Source organism: Streptosporangium sp. 'caverna' (assembly GCF_003203775.1).
In the GTDB taxonomy this organism is placed as follows: Bacteria; Actinomycetota; Actinomycetes; order Streptosporangiales; family Streptosporangiaceae; genus Streptosporangium; species Streptosporangium subroseum.
Window position 1 is genome coordinate 7,265,207 of the sequence record NZ_CP029711.1, and the last position, 25,374, is coordinate 7,290,580.

The window sequence follows — 25,374 nt, forward strand, 5'->3', positions numbered from 1 at the left end:
GGCTCCGCCCGATCCTCACCCGGTACGGCGGCACACGCCCGCGCCTTCCCGGTCCGAGATGAGGTGTCACCGTGGCCACCGCCCGTCACCGGCGGCGACCCGGCCTACGCCGCCTCCGTGGAGGTGACCGTTTCACGGCCGACGACGGGGGGCTCCTTGCGCCGGTAAGAGACGATCACACCTGTCGTGTAGATGGCCACTCCCAGGACGACCATGAACACGATCGTGGGCCACTGCAGCCACGGCGGTAGATAGAGGGCCAGAAACCATGAGCGCGTGGGGCTTTCGGAGACCTTGAGGTAACCGGCCACCACGCCCTGCGGAAACAACGGGATCGCGCCGGTCGTGAAGCAGATCATGGCGATGATCTGCTGACGGCGCGTCAGGTCATCGAAGCGGGTCCGGCCGACTACGCCGGGTTTCCCGGCCGGTCGGCGTCCGGTGCGCATCATGTCGAGCAGCTCGGGTCCCTCCGTGAGCAGCCGCCGCTCGGCGAGAAGCCCGAATCCCCAGTAACAGAGAACGCCCGTCAGGGCTCCGACGGCCACGCCCGCCCAGCCGAGCAGCGCGGTCGCGATCGCCGCGGGGACCGCGGTGAGGGCGGTCAGCGCCAGCACCGCGTACACCATGCCGGTGACCGCGCCGTCCTCCTCCGTGGAGCGCAGTGGATTGCCGCCGCGCCGGTGCGGGTCGGTGCCGGGGATGAGCGCGTACACCGAGGCCAGGGGCACCAGCCCGGCGCCTCCGCCCAGCAGCGCGAGAAGAATGGCGAGCAGTGCGGGCGACGGCCCTCCGGTGACCGCGGCGAGAGAGAGCGTCAGCACGACGGCGAGGGGCGCGACGACCAGCAACCACGCGTGCTGGCGCCCGCGGACGTCACTCGCTCCCGGTGTCATGACGGTGAGCCACAGGGCGGTGCCGTCGCCGCCGTAGAGGTTGGCGGACATGGCCGCGGCCATCAAGACGAAGATCGGACCCGCCCAGGGCAGCATTCCGTTCCAGTTCATCAGCAGCGGGGCCGCCGCGAAGCATACGCCGTAGGCGAAGGCGAAGGTCAGCTGGTGTGTGCGCACCAGGTCGCGCGACCAGGTGCGCAGTTCCTTGGCGAGCACGGCGCCGGAGGCGGTGGTGGCCCGCATCGGCCTGCGCCCCCGGGTGGCGGCCCTGGTCGCCCCCGCACGCCGGGTGAGGAGGGCCGCCCATGCGGTCAGCAGCAGGGCGATGAGCACCGCCATTCCGCCGAGAGCCGCCAACGCCCGCAACCAGTCGGCGGACGCGGCGGCCTCGACCGCGACCAGTCCCCAGCCGGAGGGCAGGTAGCGGGTCACCGTCGTCACCACCGGCGGGATGCCCTGTGTCTGGCCGAGCGCCACGAAGACGACCCAGATCTGGCCGAGGATCGCCAGGATCAGGCCGTTGATCAGTCCGGCGCCGATCGCACCGACGCGGGAGCGCAGGGCCAGGCCGATCAGGGCCACCGCGACCCGGGAGAGCAGGACGAACACCACGAGCTGGAGCAGCAGCGCGGGGATCGAGACGAGAGCGGCCACGACGCCCTGCCGTACTCCGAAGACCGCGAGCCCGGTGAGGGCCAGCAGGCTGATCACCGGCGCCACCCCGACGAAGGCCGACACGAGCAGCCCCGAGGCCAGACGGCGCGGCGGCAGGCCCAGCAGCGTGAAGTACTCGGGACGGAGCGTCTCGTCGCCTCCCCCGGCGAAGACGGGGCCGAAGATCCAGCCCAGCATCCAGACGGCGTAGACGGCCGTGAGCAGATCGGCCTCCGAGATGGCCAGGAAGATCGTGCCGGCCGCGAGGACCAGGCCGACCAGCGCGCCCATGACGATGAAGCCGGCCCGCTGGCCGGTCATCGAATGACGGAGCACGGCCACCTTCATCTGGACCATGGTCAGCGCGACAGCCACGTCAGCTCCTTCGATCCGCCGTCGGAGGCGCCGACCAGGCCGACAAAGGTGTCTTCGAGGGACTCGGCTCCGCGGACCTCGTCCAGGGGCCCCGCCGTGGCCACCCTGCCCTTGTCGATCACCGCGACGTGGTCGCAGAGCTGCTCCACGAGGGCCATGACGTGGCTGGAGAGCACGATGGACCCGCCACCGGCCACGAACCCCCGCAGGATCGTCTTGATCGTCGCGGCCGACACGGGGTCCACGGCCTCGAAGGGCTCGTCGAGCACCAGCAGTCTCGGCGCGTGCAGCAGGGCGGTGGCCAGCCCGATCTTCTTGCGCATTCCGGTGGAGTACTCGATGACGAGCGTCTTCTCCGCCTCGTCGAGTTCCAGGACCGACAGCAGCTCCTCGGTGCGCTGGTCGACGACCTCGCGCGACAGCCCGCGGAGCAGGCCGAGGTAGGTCAGCACCTCGCGGCCGGTGAGCCGTTCGGGCATGGCCATCCCGTCGGGCAGCACCCCGACCAGAGTCTTGGCCTCGGCCGGGTTGGACCAGACGTCGGCGCCGAAGATCCGCGCACCACCTTCGTCGGGACGCAGCAGGCCGACGGCCATGGACAGGGTGGTGGTCTTACCGGCGCCGTTCTGGCCGACAAGCCCGTAGAAGGAGCCCTGGGGGATGCTCAGGTCGACGTGGTCGACGGCGACCTTCTCACCGAAGGTCTTACATAAGCCTGAGATCTCGAGCGCTGCGGTCATATGTCACTCCGGGTCGCGAGCATGAAGAGAACGGTCAGTTCACGTGCTAGGTGATCTATATCTAGATCGGGAAATACAACTATTTGGGCTGGTATAGCGTCAATGGCACCGCGAATCGCGATCGCCATCGTCCGGAGGTCGAAGTCGCGGAACTCACCCGTCCGCCGCCCCCAGGTCAGCACCTTCTCCAGATCCGCGATGGCGATCTCGTGCTGGGCGGCATAGGGGCCCGGGCCGCCGTCGCCCGCGCGGCTGTGAGTGACGATCTCCACGAGCGCGAGCAGCGGCTTGGGGTGCAGGCGCATGAATTCCAGGTTCGCCTCGATGTAGACGCGCAGGGCATCGGTCGCCGTGGCCTGGGCGACGATGCGCGGCGTCATCAGATCCGTCGCGATGCCCGCCACCTCGGCGACCACGGCCTGGATCAGCTCGTCCTTCCCGTCGAAGTGGTAGGAGATCACTCCGGTGCTGATCTTCGCCAACTTCGCGATCTTGGCGAGCGAGGCGTTGGCGTAGCCGAGGGTCGCGATGACCTCGATGGCGCAGGCGATGATCTGACTTCGCCGGGCCTCTTCAATGAATGTGCGAGTTCCCAATTGCACGTTCAAAAATTTAAAAGCAAGTTCAAATCGAGTCAAGGGGGTTGATCAACCTCGCCGCGATTCCTATTCAACAAACCACAAGCGGGCATAACAGGCAAAGTTCTATATATATGGTGTTATCACCATAAGCAGGGCGGGGATTGCCGACAGTACGTCGTGACTCACGGAGGCCGCCATGGTCCAGAGAACCAGCACCGCCTCGAATGGCCGCGCGGGCGGCCGGGCGGGCGAACCACAGCGGCCGCACGTCAGCGTGCCGATGATCGGCACGCTGACCATGCCGCCACCGGATCGACTCGTCTTCTACGCCGTACTGGGCGCGCTGGGCGCCTTGGAGGTCATCGAATGGCCCATCGCGCTTGTCGTCGGGGTCGGTCACTATCTGACCGAACAGCGCTTCTCCCCCGCCCTGCGGGAAGCCGGACAGGCCGCCGAAGCGGCTTGACGCGGAGACCCGGGATTCCCGCGCCCACGGAGACGCTCCCGGGGGAGGAACGCGGCGACCCCCGCCGGGTCGCCGTCTTCGATGACCCGGTGCGTCGGTCGACCATCCCGGCCGACGGCCTCGCACCCGGCGTGGACCGGGTCTCCCCGTGGCGGGGAGCGGCGCCCCTCTCCGGAACGATCCGGATCAGGGTCCGTAGACGTCCCGCCGATCGACCGGCGGACGTCGCGACGGGATCGGGACACGCCGCGCCGCGCCGACCAGGAACGGTACGGCGGGGACGATGATCGCGGCTGCGCCCAGCAGGGCCGCCCTGATCGACAGTCGCTCGGCGGTGAGGCCGAGCGGCGGACCGCCGACCAGCTGACCGGCGGCGTCGACCTGGCTGACGAGCGAGTAGACGGTGGCGCGCGTGGCCGCCTCCGTCCGGGCGGCCAGCCACGCTCCGACCAGCGGCCCGGCGGCCGCCCGCAGCAGGCCGACGCAGACCGACGCCGCCGCCGCGAGCCAGAACCGGTCGGCGAGCGCGAAGACGACGATCGCCCCGACGCACGCGGCCTGCAGTACGGCGAGCGCGCGGGCGAGCCGCGCCGGATCGGCCAGATCTACCGATCTGCGGATCAGCTCGGTGAACCCGATGGCGCAGAACATGCCCGCGACGGACAGGACACCGAACCAGACGGCCGGAGTACCGGCTGACGGGAAACCCACGTCGTCGAGGAAGTGCAGTTGGGTGAGACGGTCCAGACCCTCGCCGGCGAAGGCCGTGCACAGCAGTGCCGCGAGCAGGAGCATCAACGCCGGGTCGCCGCGGGTCGCCCGTACGGCGGTGAGAGCCTGCCCGCGCATGGATCGCCACGAACCGCGCTCCTCCGGGGGTGCGGGGGTGAATCCGCGCTCGGGCATGACAACGACGAGGACGAGGCCGAGGACCAGCCACGCGGTCGCGGCCACGACGATCGGGACGTTGAGGCCGGCACCGGCCAGCACGACGCTCGCCACGATGCCGGCGACGGACGAGGCCTGAGCGACCTGCGAGCCCCGGACGAGAGCATCCGGCGCGCGTTCGGCGCCCACCTCGTCCACGACCCAGGCCTCCTGGGCGCCGTCCACGAACGTGGCACCGACGCCCCACACGACGTTCGCGACGAGGATGGCGGCGAACGCAGGGACCAGGCCCTCGACCATGATGCCGGCACCGATCAGGAGATAGCCGACGATGACCGAGAGCCTGCGGCTGTACAGATCGGCGAGCACCCCGGTCGGCACCTGCGCGACGAAGCAGACCGCCTCCAGCACGGTGCCCACGAGGACCAGTTCGAGCGGGCCCAGCCCCGCCACTTCGGCCTGGTAGACGAGATTGAGGGTGAAGGCGGTGGCCCCGGCGAAGGCAGCCACCCCACGAATGACGAGATACGTGACATAAGCACGCAAAACCAGCTCCACGGGTCGGATGGATCGACCCTCCGGCGACGGCGCGAGCTCAGATTGGCGACACCACGACGCCGGAGGCCTGGGCGGCGTGGCGAGCTCTCATCGGGGTCGCTCCCTCCGTGGCGGTACCGACAACGCTAACCGTGCCCGGCCCGGCGGGACAACGGGATTATGAGCGGCCTCGGAGACCTGGGCTGCCCCGGAACCCCTGCCTCCGTGGCCGTGGGCCGTCGCCTTTCAGGAGGAGCCCGTGGCCGTGCACGATCTAGGTACGGTTGCCGAGTGCCAGCTTGCCGCCGAGCGTGAGAAGAACGACTCCGACGACGCCGTCCATTATCGGTTCGAAGTAACGGCGTCCGATCAGCCGGGCGGTACGGTGTGCGGCGACCGCGAAGACGCACTGCCCGCTCAGGTTGGCCACGGCCGCTATGAGCGCCAGGCCGACGACGAGTGGAGCGGCGGCCATCCCGTGGCCCGTGACGAACTGGGGAAGCAGCGCGGTGAAGAACGCGGCGGCCTTGGGATTGAGCAGGTTGGTTATCAGTCCCTGCCTGAACAGAACTCTCGCCGAGACGGCGGCATGCGGCTCGGTCGCCGAAACGATCGCAGAGCCTGGGTGGCGTTGCCACGCCTGCCAGAGCATGCGAATCCCGAGATAGCCGAGATAGGCGGCACCGGCCAGCTTGAGGACGGTGAAGGCGAAGGCGGAGGCCGCCAGGATCACGGCGATGCCCAGACCGGCGGCCAGTCCCCAGATCAGGAGGCCCAGGGCGCTGCCGACACCGGTGCGCACGCCGGCCGACCAGCCATGACGCGCCGCGTTACGCAGGACGATGGCCGTATCCGGTCCCGGGGTAACAGTGATCATCGCAACAACACCCAGGTAGGCCAGCAGTGCTTCACGGGTCATGGGCCGAGTATAAGAAGAGACCCGCAGAACACACTCGGCGCTACCGGCCGCTCCGTTCGCGAGAGAAGGCGGACGACGGAGCCGGCCGGTGCATCACATTTCCGGCGCACACCTCCACCAGCTCCTCGCCCCCGTGGCCGTGGCCGTGGCCGTGGCCGTGGCCGTGGCCGACTGGATGATCGGCGCCGTCGCGGATCCCCGACGCTTTTGACGCTCTGACAGGGGTGGGCCTCCGTGCCGCCCCCGTCAGAGCCGATCAGATCGCCGCCCGGCCCAGCTGCCGCTCGGCCCACTGGCCGATGTCGCGACGCTCGATCGCGGCGGCCATCAGGTCGGGAAAGGCATCGGGGGTGCAGGCGAAGGCGGGCACCCCCAGGGCGGCGAGCGCGGCGGCGTTGTCGTGGTCGTAGAAGGGCGCACCCTCGTCCGACAGCGCGAGCAGCACGATCACCTGGATTCCGGCGGCGGTCATCTGGGCGACCCGGCGGAGCATCTCCTCCCGGACGCCGCCCTCGTAGAGGTCGCTGATCAGAATGAAGATCGAGTCGGTGGGCCGGGTGATGAGGCCCTGGCCGTAGGCGATGGCCCGGTTGATGTCGGTGCCACCACCGAGCTGGGTGCCGAACAACAGCTCGACCGGGTCGTGAAGCTGGTCGGTGAGGTCGACGACCGCGGTGTCGAAGACCACCAGTGACGTCCTGAGCGAGCGCATCGAGGCGAGCACCGCGCCGAAGACGCTCGAATAGACGACGGAGGCGGCCATCGAACCGCTCTGGTCGATGCAGAGCACGACCTCGCGCTGGACCGCCCGCTGCCGCCGGCCGTACCCGATCAGCCTCGACGGGATCACGGTGTTGCGGTCGGGAAGGTAGTTCTTCAGGTTGGCTCGGATCGTACGGTCCCAGTCGATGTCGGCCACCCGCTTGGGCCGGTGGGTCCGCGCCGAGCGATCCAGCGCCCCGGTCACCGCGGCCTTCGTCTTCTGCACGAGCTTGCGCTCCAGCTCGGAGACGACCTTGCGGACCAGCGCCCTCGCCGACTCACGGGCCTTCTCGGGCATCACGCGGTTGAGCGACAGGATCGTGCCGACCATGTGGACGTCCGGCTCGACGGCTTCCAGCATCTCCGGCTCAAGCAGCAGCCGGGTCAGGTTCAGCCGCTCGACGGCGTCCTTCTGCATGACCTGGACGACGGTCGAGGGGAAATACGATCGGATGTCGCCCAGCCATCGCGCCACCCGGGGCGCGGAGGCACCCAGGCCGCCGCTCCGCTCGCTCGAGCTCCCGCCGCCGTCACCGCTGTTGTACAGCGCGGCCAGAGCTCCGTCCATCTGGGCGTCGGTCCCGCCGAGCGCGCATCCGGTGCCGTCGGCGTCTCCGCCCAGCACCATCCGCCAGCGACGCAGCCTCTCATCCATCAGCGCTCTCCGCCTTCCCCAGAATCGTCAGTACGGTCCGTACGACCGCCGCCGCGCGCCTCTCGTCGAGATCCGCCACCTCCTGCGTCCCGTGGGCCGCCCCGGTGGTGAGCGAGCGCACCCGCGAGCCGATCGAACGCCGCTCCGGAGCGGCGAAGGCACCGAACGTCCGCCGGAGCAGCGGCAGCACGTCGACGAACGTCTCCGGGGCGAGCCCGATGAGCCAGTCGTCGACCAGACCGAGCAACCGGGAGTCGTGGACGAGCAGCAGTCCGCCACCCGACAGGAATCCCTCGATCCAGGCCGCCGCCCTCGCGGGCGGATGTCCCGCCGACATCGCCCGCGACATCCGCAGGCCCACTTCGGCCGCATCGAGATCCCCGGCGTCCAGCAGGATCCTGGTGAGCCGTCCCTCGATGATCCCGTGCAGGTCGGCCCGGCCCGACGCGCCACGCAACGTGGTCAGCCACCGCGTCTGGGGCGCCTCCTCGCCGGAGCCGCCGTCGAGCAGGGCCACCGAGGCGTGCACCCCGTCGATGTGGCGCAGCAGGTCACGGGCGGCGTCGTCGTCCAGCCCGGTGACCGCTCCGCCCAGCCCGACGCAGATCCTGGTGAGCAGGGCGTCGACGATGGTGGTCAGGCCCGCGGCGGGGGTGCCGCGCACGTCGCCGTAGCGCTGGGCGCGGACCATCGCGGGGAGCGCGGCCATCAGGTGCGTGACGTCGCTGTCCAGCGCGGCCCGCGCCGACAGCGCGTCGAGCACGTACGGCAGCGCGTCCGGCAGATCCGCGAGCAGGCACCGCTCCACCAGCCCGGTGAGGCCGGCCAGCGTGACCCCTGCGGGCGCCCCGCCTCGCGGGCCACCACCGGATGCCCCGGGCGCGCCGGGTCCCGTGCCTCCCTGACCCGGCATTCTCGCACCGGGCGCCATACCCGGTGTTCCCGCACCGGGTCCTCCCGCACCCGGCGTCCCTCCGCCGAGTCCTCCCATACCGGGCGTTCCCGCACCACCTCGCGTGGCCGAGCCAGGTCCCTGCCCACCGTCGGCCAGGTCACGGACCTTGGCGGCGGCCGCGGCGGAGACGGTCGTGCCCCAGGCGCTCGCCTCGATCAGCTCGATGTCGAACTCGGGCCGCCAGGCGAGCGTCCACGACTCGCGGAAGGTGCCCTTGCTCCGGCTCTCCTGGGGTGTCCCCCAGCCGACGCCGAGCAGGCGCAGACGGTGCAGCAGCCTGCTGCGCTCCAGGTCGAGGGGCTTGCGCAGGTCGAGGTCGTGCTCGCGGTCCAGGGCCTCGGGCTTGAGCTTCACCCGGCGCTGCTCCTCCCGGAGGTGGCGCTGGAGGGGGACCATCGGGGTCGCGTCGGGCACGTGGCCGAGCCGCTCCCCGACGACCATACGCCGCTGGATCAGCTCCACCGGCAGGTCGTCGCCCTCGCACAGCACCGCCCTGACGGCCTCGGTGACCTCTTCCAGCCCGGCCAGCGGCCGTCCCCTGAGCACGGCCAGGCTCTCCGCGAGCCGTACCGCCTCGATGACGTGCGCGGAGGAGACCGGCAGGTCCTCGTCACGGAGCACCCTCGCGGCCTCGGTCAGCCACCGCTCCACGGGGCGGTCGGGGGCGGCGAACAGGTGGTGGTACCAGCCCGGCGACGTCACCCCCGCGCCGTATCCACTCCAGGCGGCCAGCCGTCCGTACGTCCATGGCACCCAGGTCATCTCGGCCTTGACCTTGGGCAGCCCCTTGAGCAGCGCGTCGTCGGCCTTGACCGTGGGCAACCCCGCGCCCCAGGCCGCGCTCTCCCGCGTCGGGCCGTTCGACGAACCACCCGACGACCCGGTCAGAGCGGGCACGTGCCAGGCGCCGCAGACCACGACGATCCGCTCGAACCCGTCCTTGACCGCCTTGCGGATCGTGCGTCGCATGTAGGCCTCGCGCCTGGCCTCGTACGCGTCGGTGACGTACCCTTCGCGAACCGCCGCCATCGCCTCGGCGATCACCTGGAACGGGGTGTCCCCCCGATGCTCGACCGCGTCTTCCCACCACCGCTCGGGGTCGTCGTATCCGGCCGCGCGAGCGAGCATCCCGATCGGATCGGCCCGGAGGGCAGGCGTCCCGGCATCCTGCTTCTCAGCGTCCTGCGGCTGCGACCCCTGTGGCTCCGATCCCTGTGGCTGTGGTTCTGAGTCCTGCCCTTTCTCATCCTGCGGCCCGACGTCCCGCGCCTTCCCATCCTGCGAGTCCACGTCCTGCGGTCCAGCGCCTTGCGCCTTCCCATCCTGCGAGTCCACGTCCTGCGGTCCGGCGTCCTGCGCCTTCCCGTCTTGCGGTCCTACATCCTGCGCCTTCCCCCTCTGCGGCTCTGCGTCCTGAGCCTTCCCGTCCTGTGGATCCGCTTCCTGTGGCGCGGTCTCCGGCGTATCCGGGCGGGAGGCAAGGCTGTGCGCGGCGGGCAGGTCGCAGAAGCGGACCGGGATGCCCGCCTCCACCGCGTGGCGGAGCGCCTGCCATTCGGGCGAGAACACCGCGAAGGGCCAGAACGCGGCCTTGGACGGCTCGCCCGGCACGTGGGCCAGTAGCGCCACCGGCGGTTCGAGATCGGGGTCCTTGGCCAGCTCGACCAGCTCGTCGGCCTCCGGCGGACCCTCGATGAGCACGATGTCCGGCCTGAGCCGTTCGAGCTCGTCTCGCAGAGACCGCGCCGACCCCGGCCCGTGATGCCGGACTCCCAGTACGGAGACGCTCACGGGCATCCTCCGGACAACGTGGTGCCCATCTCCGCGCCCGTGACTGCTTCCATGGCCGTTTCCTTCTCCGCGTCCGTTTCCGTGACCATTTCCGCGTCCGTTTCCGTGGCCGTTTCCGTGGCTGCATCCGCGTCCACGTCCGTGACTGCTTCCGTTTCCGTTTCCGTTTCCGTTTCCGTGGCGGTGGCTGCGTCCGCGTCCGTGGTCGTGACTGCTTCCGTTTCCGTTTCCGTTTCCGTTTCCGTGGCGGTGGCTGCGTCCGTGGCCGTGGCCACGGCCGATGATGGGGTGCGGCCGCCGCCGAGCGGTGTCATCAACGCGGGCGTGCCCATCCGGGCGGTCGTCACCTCAGCCCGCGTCACGGCAGGCCCGGTAGAAGTCGCGCCAGTCCTGGCGCTCGCGGACGACGGTCTCGAGGTATTCGCGCCAGACGACGCGATCGGAGACCGGGTCCTGGACCACGGCGCCGACGATTCCGGCGGCCACGTCGGAGGGGCGGAGCACACCGTCGCCGAAGTGGGCGGCCAGGGCGATGCCGTTGGTGAGGACGGAGATGGCCTCGGCGGTGCTGAGGGTGCCGCTGGGAGACTTGACCTTGGTCCGGCCGTCCTCGGTGACGCCGCTGCGCAGCTCCCGGAAGACCGTGACGACGCGGCGGATCTCCTCCAGCCCGGTCAGGGTCTTGGGCAGCTCAAGGGAGCGGCCGAGCTGGTCGACGCGGCGGGAGACGATGTCCACCTCCTCCTGCGCGGTGGCGGGCACCGGCAGCACGACGGTGTTGAACCTGCGGCGCAGCGCGCTGGACAGGTCGTTGACCCCCCGGTCGCGGTCGTTGGCGGTGGCGATGATATTGAAGCCGCGCGAGGCCTGGACCTCCTGGTTGAGCTCGGGGATGGGCAGCGTCTTCTCCGACAGCACGGTGATCAGCGCGTCCTGGACGTCGGAGGGCATTCGAGTCAGCTCCTCCACCCTGGCGATCCGTCCCTCGGACATGGCCCGCATCACCGGACTCGGTGTGAGCGCCGCCATGGACGGCCCCTCGGACAGCAGCCGGGCGTAGTTCCAGCCGTAACGGATGGCCTCCTCGGCGGTGCCCGCCGTACCCTGCACGAGCAGGGTGGAGTCGCCGCTGATCGCGGCGGCGAGGTGCTCCGACAGCCAGGTCTTGGCGGTGCCGGGCACGCCGAGCAGCAGCAGCGCGCGGTCCGTGGCGAGAGTCGCCACGGCCACCTCCACGATGCGACGAGGCCCGATGTATTTGGGGGTGATCTGCTCTCCGTCGCCGAGGATGTAAGTGGTCACCGCCCAGGGCGAAAGCTTCCAGCCCGGCGGCCGGACCCGGTCGTCGCTCTTGGCCAGGACCTCCAGCTCCTCGGCGTACTGGTCTTCGGCGTGGGCCCGCAGAACCGTTGTCAATGGAGCTCCTTCAACATGTCGTCACGGAAACGCAGGAGGGCGGCGACCTCCTGGATGGGGGGTTCGGGGGAGAGCCGCTCCGCCATACCGCAGAGGGCGGGGTCGATACGCTCACCCGCGAGTTTGGCCAGCTCCCCGATGTTCCAGGGCTGGGTCTCGGAGACCTCGATGATCTTCTGCAGCACGGCCTTCGCCAGGTCCGGCCCCCAGGGGGCCGCCGCCCCTCCGAGAACCATGATCAGCTGACCGTCCAGGCCGTGCCGCCGGACGAAGCCGGCCGCGACGACCTCCTGCTCCGCGGGAGGCAGCGCGGCCAGCAGGTCGGCGAGTGGATCCGAGGCGAACAGCTCTCGCGCCCACTCCGGATCGCCCTGGAGCACGGTGGCCCTGACCCATCCCGCCATGACCTCGCGGCCCCAGTCGACGATCTTCATCTGGACGAGCTCCCGAGGCGGATGGCCGAGCAGCCGGGGCCAGACGCCGAGCGAGGCGCGGGCCACGGCCTGCTGGAGCCACCAACTCTTCTCCCCGGTGCCCCTGGGTGGCTTGGCCCGGATGCCGTCGCGCTCCATCGTGCTGTCACAGGCGACGGGCGGGGTCACCTGGATCTTCCCGCCCACGACGGTGACGTAGCGGGCGACCCGCTCGGCCATGCGCAGGGCCAGACGTGAGTCCGGCAGGCGGGTGAGCAGGTCGGCGGCCTGGTGGCGGACTTCGCGGCGGCGGTCGTCGAGCACCGCCTCCAGGAACGGTTCGTCGTCGAGGGAGAGCCCATCGGCGAGCACCTCCAGGAACGCCGCCCTGTCGTCGGGAGTCTCCTTCTCCCACGTCACGGCGAGCAGCTTCCTGGCCTCCGCCGGGTCCACCGCCCGCAGTGCGGCCAGGTGGGCGCGGCGGTCACCCGAGGTGCCCACCTCCCAGACCTCCGGGGCGTTCGCGGAGCCCGCGGCGGCTACCGTGACCTCCTCCAGCAGAAAGCCCCACGCCGGGTTGAGCCCCGCCAGCCAGCGCCCCCGGTTTCCGGCGAGGACGCCGAGGTGGGATCGGATCGACCGATCCCTGGCCGCGTGGTCGAGAAGCTCGGGCAGCAGGTGCGGAGAGAGCCGGTAGCCGCGCCCGGCGGCGATCTCCAGCCATTCGGCGAGCAGCCGTGGCTGCTCGCCCCCGAGGATCCTGGCGAGCCTGCCGCCCGCCGCACGCGAGACCGCCGGCTGCTCCTCGGGCGCCGCGACACTCAGCGGCTCACTCGCCACCGGTCTCCGGCCCGCCCGCATCCGCAGCGTGTGCACGGCGGCGCGTCCGAGCAACTCGATCTCACCGGCGGCCTCTCCCGCCTGCGGGCGGCGGTCGGTGCCGACGAGCGCGGTCGAGACCAGGTCCTCCCATTCGGCCGAGGCGTTCACAGAATGATCACTTGCCCTTCCTCGTCCCAGGTGGTGAGGGGTCGCAGACCCCTCGGGGTCCATTCGGCGGCGATGGTCAGGGGGTGGCCGCCCGAGACGGCCATCAACCGCCAGGGAGTGCCGGTGGACGGGTGCAGCGGGATCCCGCCGGAGGGACCGGCGATATGCCAGGAGCCGCTTCCGGCCGGGGTCACCGGGCCGAGCACGACGGGCCAGGAGTCCAGCCAGGGGTCTCCCGCCAGGGCGGCGGCCACCTCGTCCAGCGCCTGCTCCACGGTCGATCCGGACGGAAATCCGGTGGAAACGGTGCCGTGGCGGGCGGCGACCAGGGCCCGGAGCGGTGCGGAGCCGGGATAGAACGCCAGGTCGGCGTCCAGGGTCGTACCTGTGACGAGCGAGGCGTCGAGGGCCTGTCCCGCCATGGCGAACGAGAGCACGAGCGCGGCCCTGCCCGTGTGCCTGCCACGGAGCCAGACCCGGCGTGCGATCAGCCGATCCTGCTCCTCGTCACGGCGCCCCACCACGTCCCACAGATCGCGGACCGTCTCCCCCGCGAGCACCTCCTCCTTCGTGACCGGGAAACCGACCCGCTCGCGAACTCTCTGCAGAAGCCCCGCGCCGCCCACTCCCTCCCGAATCCCCGGTGCCTCGGCCGCGGAGCCGGTAACGATGGTTGCGGTGGCGGGCGCGACATCGGAGCCGGAGGCCACTGCGGGATCGGTAGCGGCGGAGAGACGGCGGTGGGCCACGCAGAGGAGATGGAGGAGCGCGTATTCGCTGAGGAGACGGGCGGGCCAGTCCTCGCTGTTCAGGACGGAGCTCAGGCGGGAGAGGGCACCGGCGACGGCCGGAGCCTGGGCATCGATCAGGCGTTTGGACAGCTCGTCCCAGTGGTCGTGGCGCCGGGATCCGGCGATCCCCTGCCTGATCTGGTCGGCGAGCCAGCGCTCCAGGTCCGACAGTCCGGCGGCCACGCGCTGCTCACGCTGCTCGGCCCGGCGGGTGTCGGCGGGACCCGCACCCGCCGCCCCCGTCGCCTGGGGCGACTCGGCCGTCTCCGCCGCGCGGGTTGTCGCCTTGGCGAGGCGCTCGCGCCGCTGGTCGAGCCACTCGGCCACCCAGTCGGCAGGCTCCTCGGCGGCGGGGACTCCGCCGGCCGACCACAGGAGCAGCAGGCCGAGAGCGTGTTTGCAGGGAAACTTCCGGCTTGGGCAACTGCATCGGTAGGCGGGCTCGGACAGGTCGACGCACGCCCGGTAGGGCGTGGAGCCGCTGCCCTTGCACCCGCCCCACACCGCGTCGGCGGTGGCTCCGATTCCCGACCACTTGCCGGGAGAGGAAACTCCTTGGGCCGCTTTCTGGGATGGGGCGTCGGGCGCGAGCGCGAGCACCTGATCCCGGTTCCACCGTTCGATCACGGACCGAACGCTAGCCAACCCCCCCGACAAAACCGGACCTGCTCAACAGACGAAACTTCCGCCTCTCTGTACGGCTTCCGTCCCGACCCCGTACGGCCGTCTCCACCGGCCGGGAAACGGCTGTCGCCGCACCCCCGCAGGACCGCCACCGTCCGGGAAACAGCCGCCGCCACGACTCCGTACGACTGTCACCATCGCCGAGGAGAACATGACGCCCCGACCCCGTACGGCCGTATCACCGGCCGGGGAACAGCTGTCACCCGACCCTGTACGGTCGTCGCCACCGGCCGGGGAACAGCCGTCGCCCCGACCCCGTACGGCTGTCGTCACGGACCGCTCATGTGAGGTCGGTGACGTGTGCCTCTTCGAGGATGACCTTCGCGAGAACGTCGGCCGCGTCGACGCGGCTCAGCGACCGGGCCGCGGCGGCCATGTGAGCGCGCGCCGCCTGGTCTCCGAGGAGGACGCCGAGCTCCGCGAGGAGCTGGTCGGCGCGGGGGCCGTTCTCCAGCAACGCTCGCGCGGCGCCCGACTCGACCAGGTACCGGGCGTTCTGGCGCTGCTCGTCTCCGGCGGACGGGACCAGGGGAATGAGGACCGACGGCTTGCCCACGGCGGTCAGCTCCGCGATGGTTCCCGCGCCGCTGCGGGAGATCACGATGTCGGTGGCGGCGAAGACGTCGGCCAGCTCGTCGCCGACGTAGGGCACCGGCTGGTAGCGCTGCCTCAACTCGGCGGGCAGCCCCTCCGCCGCCCGCGTGAGCTGGGCGATCCAGTCGGGGCCGCACTGGTGGAGCACCTGCGCGCGGGTGAGCAGCGAGGGCAGGATCGCCTCGACCATGGTGTTGATCTGGCGGCTTCCCTGCGCGCCGCCGGTCACGTAGATCAGGGGCAGCTCCGGCGAGAGCCCGAAGTGCCGCCGTGCCGAGGCGGCGTCGCCGTGCAGCAGGTGCGTCCTGACGGGGTTGCCGGTCACGACGGCCCGGCCGCGCGCCGAGGCGGGCAGGTGCTCGATCGACGACGGGTGCGTGAGTGCGACCCGGGTGGCGAACCGCGACAGGATGCGGTTGGCCAGGCCGAGTGAGGTGATCTGCTCGTGCATCACCAGCGGGCGGCCGAGTGCCCGCGCGGCGAGCCCCAGGGGCACGCACACGTACCCGCCGGTGGACAGCACCACGTCCGGCCGGTATCGGGCGGCGACGCCGAAAGCCTGCAGGACTCCGACGGGGATCCGGAACATGTCGGCCAGGTTGGTGAGCAGCTCGCGCATGTTGGGCGAACGCCGGAGCTTGCCCGCCTTGATCGCTCGGAACGGGATGCCGTTCTCGGCGGCGATGCGGGCCTCGAGGCCGCTCGCCGTACCCACCCAGAGCACGTCGAGGTCGAGCCCGCGAGCGGCGGCCTGCTCCCTGACCGCCCCGACCGTGGTCAACGCGGGGTAGGTGTGACCACCGGTCCCACCTCCGGTGACAAGCAGCCGCAGGGGTCGGCGATTTTCGGCCTTCATCTTTTTTCGCTGTCCTTCCAACATCACGGTCGTTTACATGTGTCGGCCGCGCCTGAGCGCGGGGCGGCCTCGCGCACCGTACCGGGGGTTGTGGCAAAGATCTACTTCGGCGGGGCGCGGCTCCCGGCGGGAGGGACGGTGAAGCCTCGGCGCGCCGCCGGTCCGGCCGGGAGCGACGACGTCCGGGCATCGACGCGCTCAGGACCGGCGACGGGATGGCCGCCGACGTGAATCAGGGAATTCAGGGCGTTCTCATCGTGACACCCGCGAGTCGCCGGTCGCCTTCACGGAGGCTCTCAGATCGGTCAGGACCGCACGGTGATCGCTGCCCGTCATCGGCAGCACCCTGCTGTCGAGGGCTATGAACCCGCGGGTGAGAACGTGGTCCAGGCGGACGGCGGGCAGCTTCGCGGGCCAGGTGAACTGCAGGCCGGTGCCGGCCTCCTCCGACACGGGCGACAGGAGGGTGGTGAGGCGCCTCATCTCCCGGTCGGTGGTGGCGGTGTTCAGGTCGCCGGCGACGATGATCCGAGGGCTGGGGTCCGCCTGGATCGCGCGGGCCAGGGCCTCCACCTCGGCGTTGCGGTTGGCGATGACGAATGGCTCGCCTGGGCGGAAGGACGCGAGGTGCACCGCGTAAAAACTGACCGGGCCCTGCGGCGTACGGATGACGGCCTGCCGTGAGCGCGGCACCCCGGGCACCTGCCGTGGCCGGTCGTCGAAGGGGTATCGACTCCACACCGCCACGCCCGGATTGTCCGGAAACTGATATGGGTAGCCGGGGCTGATCTCCCGGCCGAAGACGGGATCGACCGTTCCGTTCCTCAGCATCGGGTCGTCGGGGACCTCCGCGGCCACGAGGATGTCCGCGTCGGTGGCCCGCAGCGCCTTGGCGGTCGCCGCCAGGTCGCGGTTGGAGTAGCTGACGTTCTGGTGGACCACGCGCAGGTCCCGGGGCACGATGCCGGCGATCCCGGGGGCACGGACGAACGCGGGTCCGAACATCACCGCCCACATCACGGCGGGGACCATGGCTCCCGCCAGTGCGAGCCAGGACCGCCGGACGAGCGCGACGAGGAGCATGACGGGAACGGCGAGGCCCAGCCACGGCAGGCCGCTGTCCAGCGTGTTGCCCATTCCGTGCCAGTTCGGCAGCAGCCGGTGCCCCACCATGACGAGGGCGATCAGAACACCCGCGGTCGCTGTCAGCCCGCCCCCGAACCGCGGCGACATGATGGGAGATCCCTTCGACGACTGCGAGCGGCGGTCTTCACCGGATTCAGTCCATCACGACATCAGCGGCCGCAGGGGAGAGCCTGTGATGTCGAGGTCCGTCCATGCCGCTGCCGGGCGGAGGACTTTACCCCCACCTGGTGATTGCCGCCCGGCCGCCCGCGGCACGGCCCGCCGCGCCTCCTGGGGTCCGAAGCGGGCCACGGACGGGCCCGGACACACGGCAAGAGCCCCCGACCCGCGCACGCGCCGGTCAGGGGCCCCTTCTTGCCGGTTCTCACGGTGGAAGGCGCCGCGCCGCCCTGGCCGTTCAACGGAGCAGGGCGGTGCGGCACCCGCGGTCGTACGACGGTCAGTGGTGACCGTGGTCGTTTCCGTGGCCGTGGTCATTCCCGTGGCCGTTCCCGTGGCCGTCGCCCTCGCCCGGCCGGCCCCAGGGACCGGTGATCGCGAACACGTAGCCCGGACTCTGGATGTTGGCGTACAGGATCCTCCCGTCCTCGCTGAAGGTCGGGCCGGTGAACTCGCTGGTGCTGAAATCGTTGCGGGCCATCGGGTAGGCGTTGCCCTGCTTGGTCACGCCGACCAGGTGCGACACGCCCTCGCCGTCCTCGGCCAGGATGACCCCGCCGTACGGAGAGACGGTGATGTTGTCCGGCCCGTCGTAGTCGGTGTCCTTCTCGGGGTCCGGGTTCACACCGAAGATCGTCTTAAGGGTGACCGTCTCGGTCTTGGGGTTGTAGAACCACACCTGGCCGTCGTGCTCGTTGGCACTGCCGTCGTCCGCGCGGGCGAAGCTGGCGACGAAGTAGGCGCCGCCGTCGGACCACCAGGCTCCTTCGAGCTTGCGGCTGCGGGTGACCTGGTCATTGGTGAACTGGTTGCGCACCGAGACGGTCTTGGCGTCGCGGTCGGGAACGTTGACCCACTTCACCTTGTACGTGGTGCCCGGCTGGGTGGCCTCGGACAGGTCGGCGATGTGCTTGCTTCCCTTGAAGCAGCTCATGGCCTCCAGGGTGCCCGCGGTGTCGCCGCCCTTGCTGAGCGCGAGCTTTCGCAGCGCGCCCTTGCCGGCCCGGAAGTGCTTCGGCGGGGTCCAGCGGAAGTACAGCCCGAGCGGGCTTTCCGCGTCCTCGGTCTCGTAGATCGCGGAGGTGTGCGGGTCGACCGCGACGGCCTCGTGCGCGAACCTGCCCAGGAACTTCAACGGGATCGGGTTGAGGTTGGCCTTGCGGTCGAACGGGTCGACCTCGAAGACGTACCCGTGGTCCTTCTGCAGCGCGCCGCCGGCGCGCGCCTCGGTCTCCTCGCAGGTCAGCCAGGTGTCCCAGGGGGTGATGCCACCCGCGCAGTTGTTGTGCGTGCCGGCCACGCTGACGTACTCACGGATGCGGTTGCCGCGGCTGTCGACCTCGATGTTCGTGGTGCCGCCGCGCGCGCCCGGGTCGTACGTCAGGCCCGGCAGTGCGGGTACGCCGTAGGGCTCGGTGCCGTCGATTTCGTGGTTGTTGACCAGGACGGAGCCGTGGCGGCCCTTGAAGAAGCCGGTGCCGTCGGCGTCGCTCGGGGTCGGCTCCCCCGACTCGAGCAGCGTCTTCCCCGCCTGAGCGACGATCTTGTAGGAGAAACCCTTCGGGAGTGCGAGCAGGCCGGCCGGGTCCGCGACGACCGGGCCGTAGCCCACCGCCTTGACACCGGTCTGAGCGGCCTGTGCGGCGGCGGGGCCGGCAATCGCTTCGATACTGCCGACGATGGCAATGCCCAGGCCACCCACTGCGCTGGAACGCAGCAGGTTGCGGCGAGAGATCGAGGAAGTCACAGGGGGTACCTTTTCCATTACATATCGGTAGATACATAATGGACCCAAGTCCTCCGCCCTGAACGATTCCTCTCATGATGCGGTCACCGGGATGAACGCACGGAGAATGCTCAACCCTGACGCCAATAATGCGTTTGTATAGGTGATTAGGTCGTATATAGGCGATTAGAGGGCTATTGGGCGGCCCGGGCCTCCACCCGCCCAGGCGGCCGGCAGCACCTGCGGCCCCTCAGTGACCATGCGGCGGGTCATGCCGGCCGGTCCGACCGGCCGGCATGAAAACGTCGCGACTATCATCGGTCCGATGAAGACCTCTGCCCGTCCTCCGCTCGCCGAGGCCCTGGACCTGCTGCCGCACCCCGAGGGCGGCTGGTATCGGGAGACCTGGAAGACCTCCGCCGACGTCACCCCGCCCGGGTACGGCGGGGCGCGGGCCACCGCCACCGGGATCTACTTCCTGCTGGAGCCCGGCGAGGAGTCACGCCCGCACGTGGTCCGCTCCGACGAGGTGTGGCTCTGGCACCGGGGCGGCCCGCTGACCCTGATCCTCGGCGGCCACGAGGGCCAGCCCTCCAGCACGACGATCCTCGGCCCCGCGGTGGAGGAGGGACAGGCCCCGCAGGTCCTGGTGCCCGCCGGAACCTGGCAGGCCGCCCGGCCGGCCGGCGACGAGGGCGTGCTGGTGAGCTGCGTCGTCTCCCCCGGCTTCGACTTCGCCGATTTCCGCATGCTTTGACATCCTCCCCGCCCTGAAGGACGGAGCATCCGCCCTAGACGTCCGGTGACGAGCTCTCCTTTGCGGGGAGAATGCGGTCACAAGCCCAAACCAGGAGGTCAACGATGACCCGCGAGATCGGTTCCGTCATCGGCGGAAAAGAAGTCCCGAACGGCACGGCCTACGACTCGATCAACCCCGCCAAGGTGGACGAGGTGGTCGCCCGGGTCCAGCTGGCGGACGCGGGCACGTTCTCCTCCGCGTGCCGTACGGCCGCCGCGGCCCAGAAGGAGTGGGCGGCGGTTCCCGCGCCCGTCCGAGGCCGGGTGATCGCCTCGATCGGACGGCTGGTGGAGGCCAACGCCGAGGCCCTGGCCCGCCTGGTCACCCGGGAGATCGGCAAGCCGTACGCCGAGGCGCTGGGCGAGGTCCGCGAGATCATCGACACGTGTGACTTCTTCCTCGGCGAGGGCAGGCGGCTCTACGGGCAGACGGTGCCCTCGGAGATGCCGGACAAGAACCTGTTCACCTTCCGGGTCCCGGTGGGGGTGGCCGCGGTGATCACCGCGGGCAACTTCCCGGTCGCGGTGCCGTCCTGGTATCTCGTCCCGGCGCTGCTGTCGGGCAACGCGGTCGTGTGGAAGCCCGCCGAGTACGCCGCCGCCTCGGCGGAGGCGCTCTACCGGCTGTTCGCGGCGGCGGGGCTGCCCGAGGGCGTGCTGAACCTGGTGCTCGCCGACGGTCAGGCGACGTTCGAAGGCCTGGAGACCGCGCTGGGCGAGGGCACGGTGCACAAGGTCGGTTTCACCGGCTCCACCGAGGTGGGCCGGAGGATCGGCGAGCTGTGCGGGCGGCACCTGCAGTCCCCCTGCCTGGAGCTCGGCGGCAAGAACCCGATGGTGGTCATGCCCGACGCCGACCTCGACCTGGCGGTGGAGGGCGCGCTGTTCGCCGGGTTCGGCACGGCGGGGCAGCGCTGCACCTCGCTCGGCACGGTGATCGTGCACGAGAGCGTTCACGACGAGTTCCTCGACCGCTACACGCGTGCGGTGGCCGAGGCCGAGATCGGCGACCCGGCCGGAGACGTGCTGTGCGGGCCGATGCTCGACCACAAGTTCGCGTCACGGTACGAGGACTACCTGGGCTGGATCCAGCCGCACCACACGGTCGTCTCCGGCGCCACCGGCCGGATCACCCCGGACAACGCCCGCGGCGACTTCACCGGAGAGGGCGGCCTCTACTACCACCCGGTGGTCGTGGACGGCGTGCGCCCCGACGACCGGCTCTTCCTTGAGGAGACCTTCGGGCCGATCGTCGGCGTGAGCACCTTCACGACCCTGGACGAGGCCGTCGAGCTGGCCAACCGTCCCGGCTACGGGCTCTCCTCCTCCATCTACACCACCGATCCCAAGTCCGCCTTCAGGTTCCGCGAGGGCATCGGCGCCGGCATGGTCAGCGTCAACAACTCCACCTCGGGCGCGGAGGCCCACCTGCCCTTCGGCGGAAACGGCAAGTCGGGCAACGGGAGCCGTCAGTCGGGGGTGTGGGTGCTCGACCAGTTCACCCGCTGGCAGGCCATGAACTGGGACTACTCCGGCAAGCTGCAGAAGGCCCAGATGGACGTCGCCGAGGTCGTTCCCGACCTCGACTTCCGCCTCTGACGGGAACCGCCACGGGTCATCCGCTCGCGGGGCGGATGACCCGGCCCGTGCGACAGGTCAGCCGGCTCGCGTGGCAGGCCCGCTGATCCGCGGGGCGGGTCACCCGCTCATCGCAGCACGCCCTCGGGCAGCACGGCGTGGACGCCCCACACCTGGTTGGCCACCTGGGTGACCCGCAGGCTCACGGCCGGGCTGGCCAGCGCGAGGGCGGTGGCCTTGTCCACCCCGAACATCGACTGAAGCCAGCCGAGCATGGCGTCCAGCGCCTGTGCGGACGCCTCGTTGAGGTCGGCGCTGAAGCCGAAGGTGACGCGGCCGGCCGGGGTCACCGCGTGCACCGTCGGGATCGGCCGGTCGGTCACCAGGTCGACCACGATCTCGGTGGTCATCCCGCACTCGATCGCGGTGCCGGACACCTCGCCGTCGCCCTGCGCGGCGTGCCCGTCGCCGAGGCACAGCTGCGCGCCGGGCACGGTCACCGGCAGGTAGAGGGTCGAGCCGGCGACCAGCTCGCGGCAGTCGATGTTCCCGCCGGACGGGCGGGGCGGGGTCGTCGAGTGCTCACCGGCCTCGTCCGGCGGCAGGCCGATGACGCCGAGGAAGGGCGCGAGATCCATCGACAGTCCATGGTTGTTGCGGCCCACGAGTTTGTCGGCGTCCAGCTCCCAGAGCAGCCAGGTCGGGGGCCCGCCCGCCACCCCGAGCCGCCGGTTGAGCGGGTTGTCCACTGCGGCGGCGACGGTCCAGCCCCACTCGTCGGGCCGCAGCGAGACCAGCCGCACCGCGAGCATCATCCCCGGTTCGGCGCCGCGTACGGCGATGGGCCCGGCGAGGCAGTGGCCGCGCTTGGCGCTGAACATCTTCGGACGGACCTCACCGGGCGTCCTCTGCCGCTCCAGGTGTCCCGAGGCGTCCAGGGAGTGCACGACGATCGTGTCACCCGGGTCGACGGTCAGCGCGGCCGGAAGGTCGCGGGAGAAGACGTCGGTCACCGTTTCGGGGGTGGGGTCAAGCCGGTGCTTCGTCATGCAGGTCCTTCTTGTCCGGGGGCACGAGTGATCAGGGAGTCGGTGGCCCCCGGGGGGGCCGGGGGCGATATGACCCTAACTGTCGGGTCCCGTCCAAGAACAGACCGAAACAGCGCACTTCGGAAAGGCCGGTGCGCGAAAGACGACAGGCCGGCCCGGAGTTCTCCGGGCCGGCCTATCGGGTTCGCCGGTCGTCGGGTGACGGGTGACCGGCGACGATGCCCGTGCCGTACGGACCCCGACGGAGGTCAGATCACTGACGACCGACGACCGTGCCCGTGCCGTACGGAGGTCGCCTCACTGACAACCGACGACCGTGCCGTACGGACCGGACGGAGGTCGCCTCACTGATAACTGACGATGGTGCTCGTGCCGTACGAACCGACGACGGGGGTGCCCGCCTCGTTGATCGTCCGTTCGATGCCGCCGCTGCCGTCGAGGAAGACCGTGACCATGTTGTGGAAGTTGACCTTCTTGGTCTTGGGGACCTCGATCCCCCGGTCCGCGCGGATGTCCACACCCTGGTTGAAGTAGGAGTAGACGCCCAGGCCCCACGCCTCGTGAGCCTTCACCCTGGGAGCGACCTTGTACGAGGCCCATCCCTTGCCGGTCGGGCTGGTCCACGCGCTCTGGCTCGGCGGGTCGTACGGAAGCTCGCTCTGGTAGAAGATCGTCCGGCCCTTCTCGCCGTTCCAGATCGTCTGGTACTTCTGGTAGTGCTCGACGAACAGGCCGTACGCCGTCACGTCGTCGCCGTTGACCACGACGCCCGTGTCGGCCGTGTTCTGCGTCCAGCCGATCCCGTTGCCGTGGTCACCGCGCCACGCCCAGATGTTGTCGATGATCGTGTCGTCGCTGTTGACCACGAGGCTCGTCTTCGCCTTGCCCACCCACGGTCCGCCGATGCGGAAGAAGACGTCCTGCAGCGAGATCGGGTTGCGGGAGTGGTCCCGGCGGCTGTTCCGCTCGCCGACCTCGACCAGCGTGTCGGACTCTCGCCGTCCGGCGTCGACGAGCACGCCGGCGATCCGGACGCCGTCGACGTCGTCGATCTTCAGCGCCGCGTCACCGGTGTCGGGGGCCAGGCTCGGCATGCCCAGCCCGAGCACGACCGTGTTCTTGTTCTCCACGCGCAGGGCCTGGTTCAGGTGGTAGACGCCCGGGGTGAGCAGGAGGTGCTTGCCGCGCGACAGCTGCTGGTTGATCTTCTGTGCGCTGTCGGTCGGCTTCGCGATGAAGAAGTCGCGGATCGGCAGCGACGAGCCCTCCTGCTGCCGGCCGTCGGCCCACGTCGTACCGGAGGTGTTGTGGCGCAGGGCGGGGACGAAGACCCGGTAGTCACCCGAGTCGTCGATGTAGAGGAAGGGCTTCTCCCGCGTCACGGGGCTGGTGGGCAGCGTCGTGTAGGGCGGGTTGGGGAAGCCCTCCGGGGGAGCTCCCACCACGCCGGAGAACACCTGGTTCCAGACGCCGTTGGTCCAGGCGTCGCCGAGCGCGCTGTCGCGCGTCAGCCACTGCTGCTGCGAGCCGTTGATCGTGATCCCGTCGACCTTCGAGTCGGCGATGTATCCGCCGCTCGAGAATCCGCCGTTCCCGGGCTCCAGCCAGAGGGTGCCGCGGATGTGGACCCGTCGCATCGGCGACGCCTGCGACACCGCCCACTGGTTCGACCAGTCGGTCGGCGTCACCGACAGGTTCTCGGCGGAGCGCCAGAAGTTGGTGAGCGCGGAGATGCCGGCCACCGAGCCCGGATCGGGCTGGCCGACGACCCGCACCGCGCCGTTGATGTCGACGTCGTCCGGCGACCGGCCGAGCCCGGCGACGGTCGTGTAGTAGCCGAGTCTCGCGTTGACGTCGTACCGGCCGGGCTTGAACAGCACGGCGTACCGGTTCGTGCCCATCTCGTTGTGCTCTTGCTGGGTGAAGAGCTCGTCGAGCTTGGTCTGGATCTGCGCGACGGGCGTCGACGGGTCGTACACGAAGACGTTGGGCCCGAAGTCAGGTGCCCCGCCCGTGTGCGTCGCGGCGGTGGCCGGGACGGACACGAGCCCCGCGCCGGTGAGCACCGCCACCGAGGCGGCGAGTGCGAGGTGACGGACTAAGGAGATGCCTCTGCGTGCGCGCGAGGTGGTCTCTCGCACGCCGTGGTCACGGACAGTTCTCATCGGCCTGCCTATTCGAGAATGGGCGGCGTGACGTCGTCGCGGTGGCGAGAGAGCGCTCTCTCGCCACCGCGACGCTTACGTCAAGCCTTGAACGAAGGGATGAGATGTTTCTATCCGGTTAATTGCATTCGCGCTATGGCAGCGAGGCACCTTTATCGACTTGTTTCAGGCCGGACGCCATTCGGGAACCTCGGCCGTGGACTCGATTTTCCTCGACGCCGTCCTCGCCGCCGATCGCGAATGCCGAATGCGGATCCCCGGGCTCAGCCCTGGGAGCGCTCTCACCTCAATGGTGCCCGACCACGAATTCGACGACCTCGAAACTCGTGAAGAGCAGGAACACGATCCCGAGAAGGGCATAGATCAGGACCGGCTGCGTCCACCGGTGGGGAGATCGCGGATTCAGGCCGGGTACGGAGCCCGGCTCCGTGACCGACTCGGGGCCGAACGTCGCGGGGGCGGGCGCGAGCGGCAGGGTCGTGTAGCGCGGGCGGTGTCCCGCGGGGAAGGCCCGCGCGTCCCCGCAGCCGCAGCCGGGACAGTTCGCTCCCGCCCAGGGCGGCTGGACCAGCACACCGGACCGCAGCCAGAGCACGATGTCGTGCCCGCGGCCGTCGGTCAGATGGCGGACCAGGTATTCCTCCTGCCAGACGTGCCGGCAGTGCGGGCACTCCAACGGCCAGATCTCTCGCGTGCTGAACTCCTCGTGCACGAGGACCACCCCCATCGACGCACTGATTTCCGCCCTGAGTGTGGGCGCACCTTTCCGTGCCAGCAAGCACTTGTGACG

At 70.3% G+C, this 25,374-nt stretch carries 21 protein-coding genes; 4 read left to right on the top strand and 17 right to left on the bottom strand.

Going from position 1 to position 25,374, the window contains the following annotated elements:
• Positions 1-104 precede the first annotated feature (104 nt).
• From DKM19_RS31770 to DKM19_RS31780, 3 genes are read right to left on the bottom strand one after another with little or no spacing between them, the layout of a single operon-like run.
• A complete protein-coding gene (locus DKM19_RS31770) occupies positions 105-1,925 on the bottom strand; it encodes a hypothetical protein (RefSeq protein ID WP_110700756.1) in 1,821 nt (606 codons plus the stop codon).
• The gene (locus DKM19_RS31775; protein ID WP_110700758.1) at positions 1,910-2,665 is read right to left on the bottom strand and encodes an ABC transporter ATP-binding protein; all 756 of its coding nucleotides are present in this window, start codon (positions 2,663-2,665) and stop codon (positions 1,910-1,912) included. Before DKM19_RS31775 ends, DKM19_RS31770 begins: the two co-directional genes overlap by 16 nt.
• Complete coding sequence (locus DKM19_RS31780) at positions 2,662-3,303, bottom strand: TetR/AcrR family transcriptional regulator (protein WP_110700760.1); 642 nt, start codon at positions 3,301-3,303, stop codon at positions 2,662-2,664. Before DKM19_RS31780 ends, DKM19_RS31775 begins: the two co-directional genes overlap by 4 nt.
• A gap of 139 nt (positions 3,304-3,442) precedes the next feature.
• Here DKM19_RS31780 and DKM19_RS31785 point away from each other — a divergent pair, with 139 nt between their 5' ends.
• Positions 3,443-3,712 carry a hypothetical protein gene (locus DKM19_RS31785; RefSeq protein WP_204358335.1) on the top strand — a complete coding sequence of 90 codons (270 nt, stop codon included), beginning with the start codon at positions 3,443-3,445 and terminating at the stop codon, positions 3,710-3,712.
• Positions 3,713-3,898: 186 nt separating this feature from the next.
• Here DKM19_RS31785 and DKM19_RS31790 read toward each other — a convergent pair whose 3' ends face one another.
• Entirely contained in the window at positions 3,899-5,146 is a 1,248-nt protein-coding gene (locus DKM19_RS31790; protein WP_162641921.1) for an MFS transporter, read from the bottom strand.
• A gap of 265 nt (positions 5,147-5,411) precedes the next feature.
• Positions 5,412-6,056 carry a LysE family translocator gene (locus tag DKM19_RS31795; protein WP_110700764.1) on the bottom strand — a complete coding sequence of 215 codons (645 nt, stop codon included), beginning with the start codon at positions 6,054-6,056 and terminating at the stop codon, positions 5,412-5,414.
• A gap of 88 nt (positions 6,057-6,144) precedes the next feature.
• Between DKM19_RS31795 and DKM19_RS52620 the strand changes: the two genes are divergently transcribed.
• The gene (locus DKM19_RS52620; protein ID WP_255415452.1) at positions 6,145-6,267 is read left to right on the top strand and encodes a hypothetical protein; all 123 of its coding nucleotides are present in this window, start codon (positions 6,145-6,147) and stop codon (positions 6,265-6,267) included.
• 45 nt (positions 6,268-6,312) lie between these two features.
• Here DKM19_RS52620 and DKM19_RS31800 read toward each other — a convergent pair whose 3' ends face one another.
• The 9 genes from DKM19_RS31800 to DKM19_RS31840 form a co-directional block, all read right to left on the bottom strand.
• A complete protein-coding gene (locus DKM19_RS31800) occupies positions 6,313-7,473 on the bottom strand; it encodes a VWA domain-containing protein (protein WP_110700766.1) in 1,161 nt (386 codons plus the stop codon).
• Positions 7,466-10,219: a DUF5682 family protein gene (locus DKM19_RS31805; RefSeq protein ID WP_110706145.1), complete on the bottom strand. Its 2,754-nt coding sequence runs from the start codon at positions 10,217-10,219 to the stop codon at positions 7,466-7,468. Before DKM19_RS31805 ends, DKM19_RS31800 begins: the two co-directional genes overlap by 8 nt.
• Positions 10,216-10,551 (bottom strand): hypothetical protein, encoded by a 336-nt coding sequence (locus tag DKM19_RS31810; RefSeq protein WP_162641923.1) that lies wholly within the window; start codon positions 10,549-10,551, stop codon positions 10,216-10,218. Before DKM19_RS31810 ends, DKM19_RS31805 begins: the two co-directional genes overlap by 4 nt.
• A 16-nt stretch (positions 10,552-10,567) precedes the next feature.
• Positions 10,568-11,635 carry an AAA family ATPase gene (locus DKM19_RS31815; RefSeq protein WP_089207211.1) on the bottom strand — a complete coding sequence of 356 codons (1,068 nt, stop codon included), beginning with the start codon at positions 11,633-11,635 and terminating at the stop codon, positions 10,568-10,570.
• Positions 11,632-13,038: a DUF5691 domain-containing protein gene (locus DKM19_RS31820; protein ID WP_110700770.1), complete on the bottom strand. Its 1,407-nt coding sequence runs from the start codon at positions 13,036-13,038 to the stop codon at positions 11,632-11,634. The genes DKM19_RS31815 and DKM19_RS31820 overlap by 4 nt, the downstream gene beginning before the upstream one ends.
• Complete coding sequence (locus DKM19_RS31825; RefSeq protein ID WP_110700772.1) at positions 13,035-14,456, bottom strand: SWIM zinc finger family protein; 1,422 nt, start codon at positions 14,454-14,456, stop codon at positions 13,035-13,037. Before DKM19_RS31825 ends, DKM19_RS31820 begins: the two co-directional genes overlap by 4 nt.
• Before the next feature lie 337 nt (positions 14,457-14,793).
• The gene (gene murG / locus DKM19_RS31830) at positions 14,794-15,963 is read right to left on the bottom strand and encodes an undecaprenyldiphospho-muramoylpentapeptide beta-N-acetylglucosaminyltransferase (protein ID WP_110700775.1); all 1,170 of its coding nucleotides are present in this window, start codon (positions 15,961-15,963) and stop codon (positions 14,794-14,796) included.
• A gap of 252 nt (positions 15,964-16,215) precedes the next feature.
• Positions 16,216-17,196 (bottom strand): endonuclease/exonuclease/phosphatase family protein, encoded by a 981-nt coding sequence (locus tag DKM19_RS31835; RefSeq protein WP_110700777.1) that lies wholly within the window; start codon positions 17,194-17,196, stop codon positions 16,216-16,218.
• Between the two features lie 352 nt (positions 17,197-17,548).
• Positions 17,549-19,015, bottom strand: coding sequence for an alkaline phosphatase PhoX (locus tag DKM19_RS31840; protein WP_239513691.1), 1,467 nt, complete (start codon positions 19,013-19,015; stop codon positions 17,549-17,551).
• 304 nt (positions 19,016-19,319) lie between these two features.
• Here DKM19_RS31840 and DKM19_RS31845 point away from each other — a divergent pair, with 304 nt between their 5' ends.
• Positions 19,320-19,751, top strand: coding sequence for a cupin domain-containing protein (locus tag DKM19_RS31845; protein WP_110700781.1), 432 nt, complete (start codon positions 19,320-19,322; stop codon positions 19,749-19,751).
• Positions 19,752-19,855: 104 nt separating this feature from the next.
• Entirely contained in the window at positions 19,856-21,391 is a 1,536-nt protein-coding gene (locus DKM19_RS31850; protein WP_110700783.1) for an aldehyde dehydrogenase family protein, read from the top strand.
• 107 nt (positions 21,392-21,498) lie between these two features.
• Here DKM19_RS31850 and DKM19_RS31855 read toward each other — a convergent pair whose 3' ends face one another.
• The 3 genes from DKM19_RS31855 to DKM19_RS31865 all read right to left on the bottom strand — a co-directional run bounded on the left by DKM19_RS31855 (position 21,499) and on the right by DKM19_RS31865 (position 25,311).
• Positions 21,499-22,419, bottom strand: coding sequence for an acetamidase/formamidase family protein (locus DKM19_RS31855; RefSeq protein WP_089207220.1), 921 nt, complete (start codon positions 22,417-22,419; stop codon positions 21,499-21,501).
• A 344-nt stretch (positions 22,420-22,763) separates the two neighbouring features.
• Complete coding sequence (locus DKM19_RS31860; protein ID WP_204358337.1) at positions 22,764-24,584, bottom strand: adenylyl cyclase; 1,821 nt, start codon at positions 24,582-24,584, stop codon at positions 22,764-22,766.
• Between the two features lie 286 nt (positions 24,585-24,870).
• Positions 24,871-25,311, bottom strand: a complete 441-nt coding sequence (locus DKM19_RS31865; protein ID WP_110700785.1) for a hypothetical protein — start codon at positions 25,309-25,311, stop codon at positions 24,871-24,873.
• Positions 25,312-25,374 lie beyond the last annotated feature (63 nt).